This is a genomic window from Niveibacterium terrae, from assembly GCF_048213115.1.
GTDB lineage: Bacteria > Pseudomonadota > Gammaproteobacteria > Burkholderiales > Rhodocyclaceae > Niveibacterium > Niveibacterium terrae.
On record NZ_CP172404.1, the window covers coordinates 2,188,204 to 2,204,992 of the forward strand.

Sequence of the window (16,789 nt, forward strand, 5' to 3'; positions counted from 1 at the left end):
TGGGGACATCAGCCCAGGCCCGCGAGCAGAGCGAGCCGGTAGGTCAAAAACGCAGCGAGCCAGGCCAGCGCAAACAGATAGGCGGTGGTCACGAGCGGGATCTTCCAGCCCCCGGTCTCGCGGCGGATCGCCGCCAGCGTCGACAGACAGTGCGGCGCGAACACGAACCAGGCCAGCATCGCGAGCGCGCTGGCGATGCTCCAGCTCTTCGCGAGCGTCGCGCCCAGCGCGCCCTCATCCCCGTCGGCCCCCGACAGCGAATAGACCGTGCCCAGCGAGCTGATCACGACTTCGCGGGCCGCCATCGCCGGGATCAGCGCGACGCTCAGCTGCCAGTTGAAGCCGATCGGCGCGAAGACCGGCGCAATCGCATGACCGAGCTTGCCCGCATAGCTCGCCTCGATCGCCGGTTGATTGCCGCCCTCGGGCGGCGCCGGATGGCTCGCGAGGAACCAGAGCAGCACGCTGGAGACCAGGATCACGCCGCCGACCCGGCGCACGAAGATCTTCGCCCTCTGCCACAGACCGAGCGCGACGTTCGCGAGCGTCGGCAGGTGATAGCCGGGGAGTTCCATCATCAGCGGTCTCACTTCCCGCCCCTCGGCGGTGAAGCGCTTGAGGATCCACGCGATCAGCATCGCGCCGAGGATGCCGGCCAGATAGAGCAGGAAGAGCACGAGGCCTTGCAGTTCGATCAGCCCCGCGACCTTGCGGACCGGAATGAAGGCGCCGATCAGCAGCGCATAGACCGGCAGCCTGGCCGAGCAGGTCATCATCGGCGCGAGCAGGATCGTGACCAGGCGGTCGCGCGGGTTCGCGATCGTCCGCGTCGCCATGATGCCCGGAACGGCGCAGGCGAAACAGGAGAGCAACGGGATGAAGGAGCGGCCGGACAGGCCCACGCAGCCCATCAGCCGGTCGAGCAGGAAAGCCGCGCGCGGCAGATAGCCCGACTCTTCGAGCAACAGGATGAACAGGAACAGGATCAGGATCTGCGGCAGGAAGACCAGCACGCCGCCCGCTCCGGCGATCACGCCGTCGACGAGCAGGCTGCGCAACCAGCCCTCGGCAAGATGGCTGCCAACGAGTGCGCCGAGCGCGGCCGCCCCCGCCTGGATCAGGTCCATCAGCGGTCTGGCCCACGCGAACACTGCCTGGAAGACGAAGAAGAGCACCGCAGCGAGCAGCAGCGGCCCGAAGACAGGGTGCAGCGCGAAGCGGTCCAGCCGGTCGCTGGGCGTGTCGGGGATCAACTCGTCGAGACCCAGGCGTTTGAGGATGCGCTGGACCTCGACGTGATCGCCCTGTTCGGGCCCCGCCGTCGGCCGTCCCTGCCACAGGCTCTCCTGGTCCAGCATGGTCAGCAGCTCGTCGACCCCTTTGTTCCGGATCGCGACCGTCCGGATCACCGGCAGGCCCAGCTCGACCGACAGCGCGTCGGCATCGACGTGGATACCGCGCTTGTCGGCCAGATCGGTCATGTTCAGCACGACGAGACAGGGCAGGCCCAGGCGCTTGACCGCGAACACCAGCTTGAGCGTGCGGCGCAGGTTCGTCGCATCGACGACGCAGACCACGAGGTCGGGTTTGCGCTCGCCGGCCGCGCGACCGAACAGCACATCGCTGGTGACCCGTTCGTCGGGCGAGCGCGGATAGAGGCTGTAGGCACCGGGCAGGTCGAGCACGCGCAGGCTGGCGCCGGACGGAGTCCGGGCGCGCCCTTCCTTGCGTTCGACCGTGACGCCGGCGTAGTTCGCAACCTTCTGCCGGCTGCCAGTCAGTTTGTTGAACAGCGCGGTCTTGCCGCAGTTCGGGTTGCCGACCAGCGCCAGCAGGCGACCGGCCGGATGAAAATGGATCACCGCCTCCTTCATGCCTGGCACGCCTCAAGCGCCTCGCGCCGCACCGGCTCAGCCGCTGCGGCCGGAACCACGAAGACACAGGCCGCTTCGGCCCGCCTCAATGCGAAGGTCGATTGGCCGATCCGCACGACCAGCGGATCAGCTCCGGGGAAGCCCTTGGCCATGACCCTGACCCGCTCGCCGGCGATGAAGCCGATCTCTTCGAGCCAACGCAACCACTCGGGCGCGGCTTCCGGGCCAGCAACCGCCGACACCCTCATCTCTTCACCGACGGCGACCTGATCCAGAGTCCTGTTCATGACTTCCTCAAATTGAAAATCAAAAGCGCCCTCCCTGCCCCTGGGGCGCCGTGCCATCGATGATCAGCGGCCGGCGCGGACGCAGCCAGCATGCAGATCAGCAGGGAGTCACGGAGCAGGCGATTCATGTTCGGCCCGGACAGGGTATCGAGAACAGTTCGCATTGTACATGAGAACCGTTCTCGTTTGCGGGTTTTTGTCGGAAACCTTTCGTGTCTGCAGCGGCTGCCATTCATTTTGGGAAGACCGAAACCGGATGAAGCGAAACTGAGACGCTGCCTAGCGAAATACCACTACATCCTTAGGAGATAATGCACTCCCCTTTCCTCTCGCTTTCTCGACGATGAACGCGAACCTTCTTCTGCCCGCACTGCTGCTGTTGAACCCGCTTGTCACTCTTGCCCAGATCACTCCGCTAGCCCAGCCACAGATCCGCTTCTGCCCTGAGCCTCCGGCGAACAAGGCCGCCGCACGACCCGCTTGCACTGAAGGGGAAAGTGCACTCGATCACCTGGAGAAAAGCAAACGCAACTTTGTCCGCGAAAAGCTATTTGCGATCCAGGCACAGAGCAGCCGCACTGATATCGAGCAACTGCTTGGCTCACCTCCCGCTCACATTGGAGGCATCCATGATTTTGGCTACGCTGGCCATACCTTCCAGACCAATGCAATCACTTGGTGGGGCGGAGACCATGCGGACCTGGCGCTCATGCAAAGACTGGATGTCGACGGATCGGTCAGATTTCTGTTCATCAACGGGCTGCTTGTATCGGCCCTGTTCAACCTGGGATCTGCCGGTTACCTCGATATCAAGTACTCACAGACCCCCTGCGTGATGAACTGCAAAAGCGCACCTTCACATCCCGATCAATCGGGGCCAGCTCAGACACGATAGAATCTCCCGATCCGCCGGTCCGGCGACAGACGACAAGCCATTGATTTGAAAAAGAAAACAGACACCACTCAAGCCTCTTCAGGGGATACTCCTGCTCTCTCCGGCCACACGCCGGTCATGCAGCAATACCTCAAGCTCAAGGCCGAGAACCCGGATAACCTGCTCTTCTACCGGATGGGCGACTTCTACGAGCTCTTCTTCGAGGACGCCGAGAAAGCGGCCAGGCTGCTCGACATCACGCTGACCACGCGCGGCAAATCGGCCGGAGCGCCGATCTCGATGGCTGGCGTGCCTTTTCACGCGCTCGAGCCCTATCTTGCGAAGCTCGTCAGAATGGGCGAGTCGGCCGTGATCGCCGAACAGGTCGGCGATCCGGCCACGACCAAGGGGCCGATGGAACGCGCGATCAGCCGGATCGTGACACCGGGAACGCTGACCGATTCGGCTCTGCTCGACGATCGGGTTGACGCGCCCCTGCTCGCCGCGACCCAGCTGCGCGGCCGCCTGGGGCTGGCCTGGCTGAACCTTGCAAACGGCGACTTCAGGCTGCTCGAATGCGCACCCGATCAGCTCACCTCGCAGCTCGAACGCCTGAGGCCCGCCGAAGCGCTGATCCCTGAGGGACTGACACTAGAAGGAATCGACGCGAAGGTCGCCGCGGTCCGCCGCCTCGCCGACTGGCAGTTCGATGCCGAAACGGCGCGTCGCGTGTTGCCCGAACACTTCGGCACCCAGGACCTCTCCGGCTTCGGCGCAGAGGAGTTCGGGATCGCGCTCGCCGCGGCCGCCGCTCTGTTCGATTACGCACGCGCCACCCAACGCCAGAGCCTCGCCCATGTGACCGGGCTGCGCGTCGAACGTGAATCCGAATACCTGAAGATGGATGCGGCGACCCGCCGCAACCTGGAGCTGACCGAGACGCTGCGCGGCGAGCCTTCGCCGACGCTGTTCTCACTGCTCGACCTCTGCGAGACCGCGATGGGTTCGCGCTGGCTTCGCCACGCGCTCCATCATCCGCTCTCCGATCGCGACGCTTGCGCCCAGCGCCACGAGGCTGTCGCGGCCTTTGTCGCCGACCAGGGCCTCTGCTGCGAAGGACTCGCCCGCGTGCTGCGCGGCATCAGCGACGTCGAGCGGATCACCGCGCGAATCGCGCTGCGCAATGCCCGCCCGCGGGATCTCGCGGCGCTGCGTGACACACTGGCCCGCCTGCCCGAGCTGCGCGCGAGCTTTCCGGCCGATTCCGCGCCGCTGCTCGGCGAAATCCATGCGCAGCTTGATGCGCCGCTGGCGCCGACGGCGTTGCTGGCACGGGCGATCGCGGAGGAGCCGGCGACCAATGTGCGCGACGGAGGCGTGATCAGGGAGGGCTATGACGTCGAACTCGACGAGCTGCGCAGCATCCAGTCGAACTGCGGCGCCTTCCTGCTGGAGCTGGAGGCGCGCGAGCGCGAGCGCTCCGGCATCGCGAGTCTGAAAGTCGAGTTCAACAAGGTCCACGGCTTCTACATCGAAGTGAGCCACGCCAACACCGACAAGGTTCCCGACGACTACCGCCGCCGCCAGACCCTGAAGAACGCTGAACGCTACATCACGCCGGAGCTCAAGGCCTTCGAGGACAAGGCACTCTCCGCCCAGGAGCGCGCATTGGCGCGCGAAAAAGCGCTGTGGGATGAGATTCTGGAGAACCTGGCGACGGACATCCAGGCCTTTCAGACCATCGCCCAGGCGCTCGCACTGCTCGACGGCATCACGAGCTTCGCGCGCGTTGCACTGCGCTACGACTACTGCCGGCCCGTCTTCCGCGCCGAACCGGGGCTCGCAATCGAAGCGGGCCGTCACCCGGTCGTCGAGCGCCAGACCGACAGCTTCATCGCGAACGACTGCGAACTCTCGACGATGCGCCGGATGCTGCTGGTGACTGGCCCCAACATGGGCGGTAAGTCGACCTATATGCGGCAGATCGCGCTGATCGTGCTGCTCGCGCACTGCGGCGCTTTCGTGCCGGCAAAGGCCGCCGAGCTCGGACCGATTGACGGCATCTTCACGCGCATCGGCGCCTCCGACGATCTCGCCTCGGGCCGCTCTACCTTCATGGTCGAGATGACCGAGGCGGCGGCGATCCTGAACAGCGCAAGTCCGCGCAGCCTGGTGCTGATGGATGAGATTGGACGCGGCACCTCGACTTTCGACGGCATGGCGCTCGCGTTCGCGATCGCCCGCCACCTGCTCGAAGGCAATCAGTCGCTGTCGCTTTTCTCGACCCACTACTTCGAGCTGACCCGTCTCTCGGTCGAGCACCCCGAGTGTGCGAACGTGCATCTGGGCGCGGTCGAGCACGGCCACCGGATCGTGTTCCTGCACGCGGTCGAGGAAGGCCCGGCCAGCCAGAGCTACGGGATAGAAGTCGCCGCGCTCGCCGGTATCCCGGCTCCTGTGGTTCGCGAAGCGAGACGGCGTCTGCGTGCGCTTGAGAACCGCGAAGCCTCGGGTGGTCCCCAGGCCGATCTGTTCTCGGCCCTCCCTCCCGAAGCCGAAGAAGCCCCGCCCCACCCCGCACTCGAGCGCCTCGCCGGCATCGATCCGGACGCGTTGTCACCGCGCGAAGCGCTCGAAGCGCTCTACGCGCTCAAAGCCCTGCAAAAGTGATTCGCGTCCTCGTCCTCGCCGCGCTGCTGTTGCTGAGCCCACAGGCGCGGGCGGAGCGCTATTCGTTCGCGCTCTTCGGCGAGACTCCGCAGTCGGAGCAGGAGAGGCTCAGGCTGCCGGCCATGATGGCGGAAATGGCACGCTCCGGAGCGCGCTTTGCGGTTCATGTCGGGGACTTCCAGGGCTCGGAGGATAACTGCAGCGATGCACTCTTTGCCGACCGCAAAGCGCTCTTCGCTGCCGCCCCCTTGCCGCTGATCCACGTTCCCGGCGCCGAATCCTGGGTGGATTGTTATCGCCGCTCGGCCGGCGCCTTCGATCCGAATGAGCGGCTCGCGGCGTTGCGCCGCGTTTTCTTTGCGAAGCCCGAAGCGTTTGGCCCCGGCGGCATGGTTCTGGAGCGCCAGAGCGAGATTGCATTCGAGCACGCCGCCTTCGTCGAACATCTGCGTTGGCATCGGGGGCCCGTGCTTTTCGTCAGCCTGAACCTGCCCGGCGGCGACAATGACTGGGGCAGCGCGCGTCAGGGCGGAGCCGAATACCGGACCCGGATGGCCGCGATCCGCGACTGGCTGGAGCGCGCCTTCGCGCTCGCCGCGCAGGAAAAACTGCGCGGTATCGTGCTCTTCACCCAGGCCAACCCTGATTTCGAAGCCTATGCGTCGGGCAAGGCACCCGACGCCTTTGCCGAGTTTTTTTCCTGCCTGCGCGCCGGTCTTACGGGCTATACAGGAGAAGTGTTGATCGTTCATGGCGACACCCATGTGATGAGAATCGATCATCCCCTGCTCGATGAGCATGGCGCACCGCTGCAGCGCGTCACCCGGATCGAGACCTACGGCTCGCCGCTGATGGGCTGGATAGGCGTCACCGTCGAACCCGAAGCGGCCGAGCTGTTCCACTTCGATTCCCACCCCCAGGATGAAGACTGATGAATCTGCCCGGAAACTCGATCGATGTCAGCGAAGAGGATGGCGTCCGCTCCCTGCACTTCGGCTCCGAATGGGTTCAGGGCGCGATGCGGGTGCGTCGCCCCTATGCGCTGGAACTCGCCTATACGCGCGAGATGGCCGCCGGGCTGATCCTGCGCCCGACCCCGCCGCGGCGCGTGCTGCTGATCGGTCTGGGGGCGGGTTCGCTCGCCAAGTTTTTCTGGAAACAGGTGCCTGAAGCCAAGGTCACGGTCGTCGAGATCGACCCGCGAGTCGTCGCGGCGGCCCAGATGCATTTCCGGCTGCCGCCCGAGGACGGACGGCTGGCGATCGTGATCGGCGACGGCGCCGACTACGTGACACGCCGCTGCGGCCACTGGGACGCAATCCTCGTCGATGGATTCGATCATCGCGCCCGCGCCGGCGTGCTCGACACAGCCCCGTTCTACGATGCCTGCCGCGCCGCGTTGAGTCCTCAGGGTTTGATGGCCGCCAACCTTTTTGGCGAGCGGCGGGGGTTTCGCGCAAGTTTCAAGCGGATAGCGGCCGCATTCGATCAGCGGGCAATCGCCTTCCCGGCCTGCGACAGCGGCAACGTGATCGCTTTCGCGAACGCCGGAGAAGCGCTGACGATCGGTTTCGACGAACTGACGACTCGCGCCAAAGCGCTGAAAGCCGCGAGAGGCCTGGACCTCGTGCCCACGGTCAAGAAGCTCGCAGCGGCCAGCCCTCAGCAGGAGGGACTCACGCTATGAGCACCGATCTGGACTGTCTGATCGCCGGCGGCGGTGTCGTCGGCCAGGCTTGCGCGCGGGCTCTTGCGCAAGCGGGATTGAGCGTTGCGCTGTGCGAACGCGAAACCCAGTTCGGCCAGGGGATCTCCAGCCGTTCAAGTGAAGTGATACACGCCGGCCTGCACTATGCGCCCGGCTCGATGAAAGCCCGGCTGTGCGTCGAAGGGGCACGCCGACTCTATGCCTATTGCACGGACCGTGGCATCGCGCACCGTCGCCTCGGCAAGCTGGTCGTCGCGTTGCGCGACGAGGAGATCCCGCGCCTCGTCGCGATGCGCGACCTGGCCCAAGCCAACGGCGTTCCGGGTTGCCGGCTGCTCGACCACCGGGAAGTGCGTCGGCTCGAACCGCGCCTGGAATGCGTCGCGGCGCTGAGCTCGCCGGCCACCGGAATCCTCGACAGCCACGGCCTGATCGAAGCTTTGGGCTGTGACGCCGACGAAGCCGGCGCAATGCGGGTCGTAAGTACCCCGGTGCTCGGCGCGAAACGCGAAACGGACGGTTGGGAGATCCGTCTGGGCGGAACGGAGCCGACCTCGATTCGCAGCCGCTGGCTGATCAATGCCGCGGGTCTGGGCGCACAGACTCTGGCTCGCCATATCTCGGGCTTCCCCCGCGAGGCGATTCCGCCCCGGCATCTGGCCAAAGGCTGCTATTTCGCGCTGAGCGGCCCCCAGCCTTTCCGTCACCTGATCTATCCGGTTCCTGAGCCGGGCGGCCTGGGCATACACCTGACGCTCGATCTGGCCGGGCAGGCGCGTTTCGGCCCCGACGTGCAGTGGATCTCCCGCGCGAACTACGCAGTGTCCAAAGCGCGAGTCGCACGCTTCGCCGAAGCGATCCGCCGCTACTGGCCTGGACTGGACGAGAGAGCGCTCACTCCCGCCTTTGCCGGAATCCGCCCGAAGATCGTCGGCCCGGGCGACGCGGATGCCGACTTCCGGATTGACGGCCCGGACGATCACGGTCTGCCCGGACTGATCCAGATGTTCGGGATCGAATCGCCCGGCCTGACCGCTTCGCTGGCGATCGCGGCGCACGTCACCGAGCGGATCGCCAACTGATGACTTGCGACGGGCAGCTCAGCTCTGCGCGTCAGGCGCAGCTTCCGGCTCGGGTTCCTGCCACAGGCACTTGCCCTTGCTCGCCTTGAGGATCTCGCCGAGCACTCTTTGATGCCCGACGAGTTCATCCTCCGTCGCGCGGACGATACGGATAGGCGCGCGCTGACCGAGACCGCCGCCCTCCTCCCCGGCCCCACCTCCCGGCGCCGAGTCGTCCAGATCCATGATCAGGCTCTCCTGACCGCGCGTCATCGCCAGATAGACTTCGCCGAGCAGCTCGGCGTCGAGCAGAGCGCCGTGCAGCGTGCGATGGGCGTTGTCGATCTCGAAACGGGCGCAGAGCGCGTCAAGCGAAGCCTTCTTGCCCGGGTTCTGCTCCTTGGCCATCTTCAGCGTGTCGATGACCCCTGAGCACCGCTGATCGAGCCTGGGTCGGCCCAAGCGGTCGAGCTCCATGTTCAGGAAGCCAACGTCGAAAGGTGCGTTGTGGATCACCAGTTCCGCGCCTTCGACAAAGGCTTCGAATTCTTCGACGATGGCGGCGAATTTGGGCTTGTCGACGAGGAACTCATTGGTGATGCCGTGCACCGCCATCGCCCCGGCATCGACTTCTCGTTCGGGGTTGATATAGACGTGGTAGTGGCGCCCGGTCAGCTTGCGCGAGACCATCTCAACGCAGCCGATTTCAACAATCCGGTCGCCGTTTCGCCATTCGAGACCCGTGGTCTCGGTATCCAGCATGATCTGACGCATATCTGTCCTCAGAAGCGAGCGCTACGAACCTGAGCCACGCCGCGGCGAGCCAGTTCGTCGCAGCGCTCGTTCTCGGGATGGCCGACGTGGCCGCGCACCCAGATCCACTCGATCTTGTGCAGCGAGGCGAGGCGGTCGAGTTCGCGCCACAGATCCTCGTTCTTGACTGGCTGGTTGCCGGACGTCTTCCAGCCCCGCCGCTTCCAACCGTGAATCCACTCGGAGATGCCCTTCTGCACATACTGCGAATCGGTATGCACGCGCGCAGCGACCGGTCGCTTCAGCGCTTCGAGCGCCCGGATCACCGCGGTCAGCTCCATCCGGTTGTTGGTCGTTCCCGCCTCGCCACCGAAGAGCTCCCGCTCGACATCCCCACTGCGCAGGATCGCGCCCCATCCGCCCGGTCCGGGATTTCCACTGCACGCGCCATCGGTAAAAATATCCAGCTTTGTTTCTGTCACCAATCAGTCCTGTTCTGTTTCTGGCTCTGACTCTGCACAACGGGAGCCAGCCGTTTGGCCTGGGCCAGCCTGAGCTTCCAGGCCGGCGTCACCAGGCGCATCCCGGGCACCCTCTTGGTTGCCTGGACGACATAGACGCCCCCCGCGATCGGCCACCAGCGCGCGCCCATCCGTTCGAGAAAGCGCGAGCGGCGTATCCACGTCGCCTGGGAAAACGGAGGGCGATAAGCACCAAAAGTACAGCTTTGCACTTCGAAGCCGAGCAGCTGCAACCAGTCCTTGAGCCGTCCGGCGGTCAGAAAATGCCCCTGCCACGGAAAAGCCGCGGTTTTTCGCGCTAGGGCTCGTCTGAGCCCCCAGAGGCTGGCCGGGTTGAAGACGGTCAGGACCAGCTGGCCATCGGGCACCAGAATACGCTCGATCTCGCGCAGGACCTGGTGCGGACTCACCGAGAACTCGAGCACATGAGGGAGCATGACCAGATCGACACTCTGCTCGGCGATCGGCAGCGCCTCGAAATCGCAGTACAGATCGATCGCCTCGGCGCACCCGCAGCGCAGCCGGCTGCCTATCCGGCTGTTGCGCAGGTAGTCTACCTGGGTCCGCCCGATCTGCAGCGCGAAGAACCCGAAGCAGTCGGCGACACTCGCGTCGACCTCGCGCTGCTCCCAACTGAGCAGGAAGCGCCCGAGCGGCGTTTTGATCCATTCGGCAAAACCGGGAATTGACATCGTATGCACAGAGCCGAAAATTGCCGGATGCGAATTGTTCCGCTTTCTGCGTTTTCAGACAACTATATCTGGGCGATCGTCCGCGGCGAACGCTGCGTGCTCGTCGATCCAGGCGACGCGACTGGCGCTCTGCGCTGGCTCGCCGACGAGGGACTCGCGCTCGACGCGATCCTGCTCACCCATCATCACGACGACCACGTCGGAGGAGTCGCCGAGCTGCTGTCCCGCCATCCTGGCGCACAGGTCTTCGGCCCGAGCGATCACCGCATCCCCTTCGTGACCCGCCCGCTCGGCGATGGCGAGCGCTTCGTCTTGCCCGGCGATCCGGTCGTCGTGTTTCGCTGCCTCGCCACTCCCGGCCACACCGTCAGCCACATCGTCTACCTTGTCGAGGACTGCCTGTTCAGCGGCGACACTTTGTTCAGCGCCGGCTGCGGGCGGATCTTCGAAGGAACGCCGGAGCAGATGTTCGCGTCGCTCGCGCGCCTCGCGGCACTCCCCGATGCGACCCGGATCTTCTGTGCCCACGAATACACCGAAGCGAATCTGCGCTTCGCGCTCGCCGTCGAGCCCGACAATCCGGCGATCACGGCGAAAATGGCGGCCTGCGCCGCGCAGCGCGGGCGCGGAGAGCCAACGCTGCCGGTGACGCTCGGCGAGGAGAGGTGCTACAACCCCTTTTTGCGCTGCCGCGAAGCCAAGGTGCAGGCCGCCGCGCTCGCGCACGATCCAGCCACCCGGCCTGGCGAGTTGGCCTGCTTCACTGCGCTCAGGGCCTGGAAGAATACTTTCTGAAGATTCAGATGCCCACGCAGCAGTTGCGACCGGCGCGCTTCGCTTCGTAGAGGGCGGCATCGGCCGCTTCGAGCAAACGCAAGGGACTGACATTTCCCGCTTCGGGGACGGCGGCGGCGAGTCCCAGACTGATCGTCACCCAGGGCATGCCCGAACTCGGCGCATGCGCCAGGTGCATGGCCTCAATCGCCGATCTCATTGCCTCGGCGACGCGGCGCGCTCCCTCCGCATCGGTATCGGGAAGCACGATCGCGAACTCCTCACCGCCATAGCGCGCCACAAGGTCGGTCGGACGCTTGACCTGTTCGCTCAGCGACGTCGCTATCCGGCGCAGACACTCGTCTCCGCCCTGATGGCCGAAGTGATCGTTGTAGTGCTTGAAGAAATCGACATCGCAGACCAGCAGGGCGATCGAGAGCTTCTTGCGCAGAGCCCTCCGCCATTCGCGCAGCAAAGCCTCGTCGAACTGGCGGCGATTGGCAATTCCGGTCAGGCTGTCCACCGAGGAGAGGCGCTGCAGTTCCCGGTTGGCCTCGTCCAGGCGCCGGGTCAACACAACCAGCGAGTAGCGCATTTGCGAGATCCGCTGCATCGCGCGCACCTTTGCCGCGAGCACGATGCCGCTGATCGGCTTGAACAGATAATCGTCGCCGCCAACCTCGATGCCGCGCTGCAGGTCTTCGTCACCGGTGCGGCCCGACAAAAAGATGATCGGTGTCCATTCGCCATGCTGTTCGAGCTGGCGAATCCGCTTCGCGGTCTCGAAACCGTCCATCCCGGGCAAAATTACATCCAGCAACACTAAAGCCGGCTTGTGCTGCTTGAAAAGCTCTATGCCCTGCTCGCCGTCGTGTGCAAGCAGGGGCTCAATCCCTATGCTGCGCAGCTGGTGACAGATCAGCGTTGCGCTGGTCAATGAATCCTCGATCAACAAGGCTTTCAGACCTTCGCGCAGTCGCTTCAGCGCTGCTGACTCTCCCCCTTCACTCATCCCCAGACATCCTTTCTCGGCTCAGGGGCCCCTCCCCCCGGCTTGATCCGCTGCGCCAGCGGCTTTGACCCGGGGGCGTATTCCCAATAAAATCAGCGTTTTGCACTCGGGCCTTATCCATGTTTCCTGTTGTCCGCCTGTTGGCGAAGGTCCTGCTCACCGCAAGCGCCTGTACACTTTGCCTGACCGTACAGGCCGAGGATAACGAAAAAGCGCCCCCCCCGGCCACCGGCAGAGCAGTGGTGAGCGGTTCGGTCGCCATCTCGCAGCTCGATCTGTCCAGCCAGCCAAACCCGGGCATTGCAACCCTGGACCTGACCGCCGAACCACACGATCTGTGGGACAGGATGAGGCATGGCTTCGCGATGACCGACCTGAACACCCAGAGTGTCACGAACAACCAGATCGCCTATCTGAGCCGGCCTGCCGCTCTGCGCGGCATGCTCGAACGCGGCAGCAAATACCTCTACCACATTGTCGAAGAACTCGAAAAGCGTGGCATGCCGACCGAACTGGCGCTGCTCCCCATCGTTGAGAGCGCCTTCAACCCAATGGCCAACTCACCGGCGAAAGCTTCCGGGCTGTGGCAATTCATCCCCTCGACCGGCCGCGACTTCAACCTGGCCCAGAACTGGTGGGTCGATGAACGCCGCGACGTCGTCGCCTCGACGAACGCCGCGCTGACCTATCTGCAGGCACTCTACGAGCTGCACGGCGACTGGCATCTCGCGCTCGCATCGTACAACTGGGGGGAGAACTCGGTGATGCGCGCTGTCAACCGCAACAAAGCCGCCGGCCTGCCGACCGATTTCGCAAGCCTGACGATGCCGGCCGAAACACGTAACTATGTCCCCAAACTTCAGGCGCTGAAGAACATCATCGCCAACCCGAAAATGTTCGGCATCACGCTGCCCGAGATCCCGAATCAGCCCTATTTTGCGACCGTGACGACCGAAAAGGGCATGGATCTGGCTACGGCGGCCCGCATGGCTGAAATGCCGGTCAAGGACTTCGTTGAACTCAATCCCTCGTTCAACCGGCCGGTCATCCCGGGCAGCGGAGAGCGCAAGCTGATCCTGCCGAAGGAGCGCGTCTCGACTTTTGTCTCGAACCTGGAGAGCCAAAACCAGCCGCTGCTGAACTGGCAAACCTATTCGACGCGAAACGGCGAGCGGATCGAACAGATCGCCGCCCGATTTGGCATCAGCGCCGAAAAGCTGCGCGCAGCCAACGGTCTGCCGGCGCGTTCGCGAATGGCCGCTGGCTATACCTTGCTGGTCCCGAACGTAGAACCACAGGACGCCGCCGAAGCCGCACATGCGCCTCAACGCATCGCCCCGCCGCAAGCCGAAGCGCGCTCCGCCAGCACGGGGCACCTGCACAGGAACGCTAACCGGGGCGATTCCCGCGTCAAGGAAGTCCGCACGGTCAAAACCCGGGCCAGCGGAAAAACCAGGCCCACCGTGACGCGCGAAGAACAGCCGCGCAGCTCGCATTCAAACTCGGCAAGCCGGCGCACAAGCCCCCGCTCCACGGCCCACCGCAAACACCGCTGACCCCTGGCGGCTCCCGCCGCCAGCGCTTACCCGCCAGATTTCTCACAGATCGCGAGAGCTGACTCGATTTAGCTGCTTTTGCAGGCTACGATTCAACAACCGATCGTCCCGGGGGGGCTATGCGGAGGGTCGGCAATGATCAACAACAATCACTCTCGAACGAGGGGGAAGGTAAAAATGGCCAACGCTAACGAAGCACACGGCTTGTTCACCGAGGACGACTACCGGGTCGAGGAGAGCTTCGGTTTTTTGATCAATGCTCTGAGAGCCCGGATGATGGCAGTCATGGACAGGGAACTGGCCAGCCTGGGCATCACGAGCGCCCAGTGGGCCATCCTCGTTCAGGTCGGCAACGCTCCTGGCTGCACCGCCGCCTCGCTGTGCCGCAAGGTCCATTACGACACCGGTTCGATGACGAGAATGCTCGACCGTCTCGAAGAGAAGGGGCTGATCCAGCGCACACGCTCCGCGCATGATCGCCGAGCCGCCCATCTGGCTCTGACCGAAGCCGGCGAGGACATTCACCGCCGCCTTCCCGCGCACGCGGTACGCGTGCTCAATGCGCATTTCGAAGGATTCTCGTCCGAGGAAGTCGAAACGCTGATGAGTCTGCTCAACCGGATGCTGGCCAACTCGAACCGCCTCGCCGCCGGACATTGAGCGAATCCGCGCCACAGGTTTCAGCTTCACGAAATCCGGGCGAAAAAAATGGGCAAGCCGAGCTTGCCCATTTTTCACATCTGACGAGGCTCAGCGCTTCGCGAACACTTCCGCTGCGGCGTTGTAAATGCCGGCGAATTCTTCGACGATCAGCGAGGCACCGCCAACCAGTCCGCCGTCGATGTCGGCCTTCGCGAACAGGCCAGCCGCGTTGTTCGCTTTGACGCTGCCGCCATAGAGAATGGCGGTCTTTGCTGCGAACTCTTCGCCGCCCTTCTTCAGGTAATTGCGGATGAAGGCGTGAGTCTCCTGGGCCATCTCGGGAGTCGCGCTCTTGCCTGTCCCGATCGCCCAGACCGGCTCGTAGGCAATCACGATGCTGCCGGGAACCGGAGCCGGAATCGCGGCCAGGACAGCGTCAAGCTGGGTCGCCAGAACCTTCTCGGTCAGACCGCCTTCGCGTTCGGCTTCGAGCTCACCGATGCAGACCACCGGCACCAGGCCGCCAGCCAGAGCCGCGACAGTCTTCTTCGCAACCCATTCGTCGGTCTCGCCGAACAGCGAGCGACGTTCGGAGTGGCCGATGATCGCATAGGTCGCGCCGATGTCCTTGAGCTGGGAGACCGGCACTTCTCCTGTGTAGGCACCCTTGTCGTATTCAGAGACATCCTGGGAACCGACACCGATCGGCGAACCGGCCACCTGGGCAACAACCGAATCCAGATAGACAAAAGTCGGGCAGACAGCGATTTCAACGCCAGCGCGTGCGGCGGGAACCGCGGCCTTCAGGCCGTCGAGCAAAGCCTTGTTGGCGGCCTTCGAGCCGTTCATCTTCCAGTTGCCGATCACATAGGTCTTGCGCATGGATGCTCCTTATTTTGATCGCCGCGCTCGGGGGTCGCGGACAGAGGGAAAGCTGGCATTGTAATCCGTGCCAGCCCGGCAAACCCCGAGCCGGATCAAATGCGCTCAGCCTTCGAGCTCGCGGACTTCGGCGATCGCCTGCTCGATCCGGTCCAGGCCTATCGTCCTGAGTCCTTCAATCGGATGCTTGGGCAGATTGGCTTTCGGGATCAACGCGATCTTGAAGCCGAGCTTGGCCGCTTCCTTGAGCCGCTCCTGACCGCGCGGGGCCGGGCGGATCTCGCCAGCGAGGCCGACCTCGCCGAACGCGACGACGTCGCGCCGCAGAGCTTTACTGCGCAGCGATGAAACGATGGACAAACAGACAGCGAGGTCAGCCGCCGGCTCGCCGATGCGCACCCCGCCGACCGCATTGACGAACACGTCCTGATCGGCGCAGACAATGCCGGCATGCCGGTGCAAAACCGCGAGCAGCATCGCCAGCCGGTTTTGCTCCAGCCCAACCGACAGGCGGCGCGGACTGGGCGCATGAGCCGGATCGACGAGCGCCTGGATTTCGACCAGCAGAGGCCGCGTCCCCTCCTGAGTCACCAGCACGCAGGCTCCGGAGACCTCTTGGGCATGCTGGGACAGGAAGATCGCCGACGGGTTGCTGACTCCGCGCAGGCCCTTCTCGGTCATCGCGAAGACGCCCAATTCATTGACCGCGCCGAAGCGGTTCTTGAACGCGCGAACGAGCCGGAAGCTCGACTGCGTGTCGCCTTCGAAGTAGAGAACTGTATCGACGATGTGTTCGAGCACACGCGGACCGGCCAGAGTACCGTCTTTGGTCACATGCCCAACCAGGACCATCGCCGTGCCGGTCTGCTTCGCGAAGCGGGTCAGCTGGGCCGCGCACTCGCGCACCTGAGCCACCGAGCCGGGAGCCGACTGCAAAAGTTCAGAGTAGACGGTCTGGATCGAGTCGATGACAACTAGCCGCGGCCGGTGCTGCCGCAATACATCCAGGATTCGTTCTAGATTGATCTCGGCGAGCAGCTGCAAAGAGGATTCATCGAGGCCGAGGCGTTTCGCGCGCAACGCAACCTGCTCGCCACTTTCTTCGCCGCTGACGTAGATCGCACTCGCGCCGACAGCCATCGCGGCCAGCGCCTGCAGCAGCAGCGTCGATTTGCCTATCCCCGGGTCGCCGCCGATCAGCACGACGCCACCGGCGACGAGCCCTCCGCCGAGCACCCGGTCGAATTCCTCGATTCCGGTCGGCATCCGGGCGTAGTCGGTCGGAACGATCTCGGAGAGCTTCTGAAGGCGGGCGCTCTCGCCGGCGAGGGAAGCGAAACGGCCGCCCGCGCTGCTCGCCGCCGGAGCCGGAATCGTCTCGATCAGAGTGTTCCACTTCCCGCAAGCCGGGCACTGGCCCTGCCAGCGCAGCGCCTGACCACCGCATTCGCTGCACTGGAAGACCGTCTTCGCTTTCGCCACG

The 16,789-nt window shown here is 64.5% G+C and carries 16 protein-coding genes; 8 read left to right on the top strand and 8 right to left on the bottom strand.

The window, feature by feature from the left end:
- Positions 1–8: 8 nt before the first annotated feature.
- Together feoB and ACHFB9_RS10110 are read right to left on the bottom strand one after the other, a co-directional pair.
- Entirely contained in the window at positions 9–1,874 is a 1,866-nt protein-coding gene (gene feoB, locus ACHFB9_RS10105) for a ferrous iron transport protein B (protein ID WP_417066878.1), read from the bottom strand.
- Positions 1,871–2,161 (bottom strand): FeoA family protein, encoded by a 291-nt coding sequence (locus ACHFB9_RS10110; RefSeq protein ID WP_417066880.1) that lies wholly within the window; start codon positions 2,159–2,161, stop codon positions 1,871–1,873. Before ACHFB9_RS10110 ends, feoB begins: the two co-directional genes overlap by 4 nt.
- Before the next feature lie 343 nt (positions 2,162–2,504).
- Between ACHFB9_RS10110 and ACHFB9_RS10115 the strand changes: the two genes are divergently transcribed.
- The 5 genes from ACHFB9_RS10115 to ACHFB9_RS10135 all read left to right on the top strand — a co-directional run bounded on the left by ACHFB9_RS10115 (position 2,505) and on the right by ACHFB9_RS10135 (position 8,495).
- The gene (locus ACHFB9_RS10115) at positions 2,505–3,056 is read left to right on the top strand and encodes a hypothetical protein (protein ID WP_417066881.1); all 552 of its coding nucleotides are present in this window, start codon (positions 2,505–2,507) and stop codon (positions 3,054–3,056) included.
- A 117-nt stretch (positions 3,057–3,173) separates the two neighbouring features.
- Positions 3,174–5,705 (top strand): DNA mismatch repair protein MutS, encoded by a 2,532-nt coding sequence (mutS, locus tag ACHFB9_RS10120; protein WP_417066883.1) that lies wholly within the window; start codon positions 3,174–3,176, stop codon positions 5,703–5,705.
- The gene (locus ACHFB9_RS10125) at positions 5,702–6,637 is read left to right on the top strand and encodes a hypothetical protein (RefSeq protein WP_417066884.1); all 936 of its coding nucleotides are present in this window, start codon (positions 5,702–5,704) and stop codon (positions 6,635–6,637) included. The genes mutS and ACHFB9_RS10125 overlap by 4 nt, the downstream gene beginning before the upstream one ends.
- The gene (locus ACHFB9_RS10130; RefSeq protein WP_417066886.1) at positions 6,637–7,392 is read left to right on the top strand and encodes a fused MFS/spermidine synthase; all 756 of its coding nucleotides are present in this window, start codon (positions 6,637–6,639) and stop codon (positions 7,390–7,392) included. Before ACHFB9_RS10125 ends, ACHFB9_RS10130 begins: the two co-directional genes overlap by 1 nt.
- Positions 7,389–8,495, top strand: a complete 1,107-nt coding sequence (locus ACHFB9_RS10135; protein WP_417066887.1) for an NAD(P)/FAD-dependent oxidoreductase — start codon at positions 7,389–7,391, stop codon at positions 8,493–8,495. The genes ACHFB9_RS10130 and ACHFB9_RS10135 overlap by 4 nt, the downstream gene beginning before the upstream one ends.
- An 18-nt stretch (positions 8,496–8,513) precedes the next feature.
- Here ACHFB9_RS10135 and dnaQ read toward each other — a convergent pair whose 3' ends face one another.
- From dnaQ to ACHFB9_RS10150, 3 genes are read right to left on the bottom strand one after another with little or no spacing between them, the layout of a single operon-like run.
- Complete coding sequence (gene dnaQ / locus ACHFB9_RS10140; protein ID WP_417066888.1) at positions 8,514–9,248, bottom strand: DNA polymerase III subunit epsilon; 735 nt, start codon at positions 9,246–9,248, stop codon at positions 8,514–8,516.
- 8 nt (positions 9,249–9,256) lie between these two features.
- Positions 9,257–9,709, bottom strand: a complete 453-nt coding sequence (gene rnhA / locus ACHFB9_RS10145; RefSeq protein ID WP_417066889.1) for a ribonuclease HI — start codon at positions 9,707–9,709, stop codon at positions 9,257–9,259.
- Positions 9,706–10,440: a class I SAM-dependent methyltransferase gene (locus ACHFB9_RS10150; RefSeq protein ID WP_417066890.1), complete on the bottom strand. Its 735-nt coding sequence runs from the start codon at positions 10,438–10,440 to the stop codon at positions 9,706–9,708. Before ACHFB9_RS10150 ends, rnhA begins: the two co-directional genes overlap by 4 nt.
- A gap of 27 nt (positions 10,441–10,467) precedes the next feature.
- Between ACHFB9_RS10150 and gloB the strand changes: the two genes are divergently transcribed.
- Positions 10,468–11,235 (top strand): hydroxyacylglutathione hydrolase, encoded by a 768-nt coding sequence (gene gloB / locus ACHFB9_RS10155; protein WP_417066891.1) that lies wholly within the window; start codon positions 10,468–10,470, stop codon positions 11,233–11,235.
- 4 nt (positions 11,236–11,239) lie between these two features.
- Here gloB and ACHFB9_RS10160 read toward each other — a convergent pair whose 3' ends face one another.
- Positions 11,240–12,226, bottom strand: a complete 987-nt coding sequence (locus tag ACHFB9_RS10160) for a diguanylate cyclase (RefSeq protein ID WP_417066892.1) — start codon at positions 12,224–12,226, stop codon at positions 11,240–11,242.
- 119 nt (positions 12,227–12,345) lie between these two features.
- On the opposite strand from ACHFB9_RS10160, the gene ACHFB9_RS10165 reads away from it, so the two are divergent.
- A complete protein-coding gene (locus ACHFB9_RS10165) occupies positions 12,346–13,782 on the top strand; it encodes a transglycosylase SLT domain-containing protein (protein ID WP_417066894.1) in 1,437 nt (478 codons plus the stop codon).
- Between the two features lie 177 nt (positions 13,783–13,959).
- Positions 13,960–14,442 carry a MarR family winged helix-turn-helix transcriptional regulator gene (locus tag ACHFB9_RS10170; protein WP_417066896.1) on the top strand — a complete coding sequence of 161 codons (483 nt, stop codon included), beginning with the start codon at positions 13,960–13,962 and terminating at the stop codon, positions 14,440–14,442.
- Between the two features lie 90 nt (positions 14,443–14,532).
- Here ACHFB9_RS10170 and tpiA read toward each other — a convergent pair whose 3' ends face one another.
- Positions 14,533–15,306 (bottom strand): triose-phosphate isomerase, encoded by a 774-nt coding sequence (gene tpiA / locus ACHFB9_RS10175; protein WP_417066898.1) that lies wholly within the window; start codon positions 15,304–15,306, stop codon positions 14,533–14,535.
- Positions 15,307–15,411: 105 nt separating this feature from the next.
- On the bottom strand, positions 15,412–16,788 hold the full coding sequence (radA, locus tag ACHFB9_RS10180; RefSeq protein WP_417066900.1) for a DNA repair protein RadA: 1,377 nt from the start codon (positions 16,786–16,788) through the stop codon (positions 15,412–15,414).
- Position 16,789: the final 1 nt, after the last annotated feature.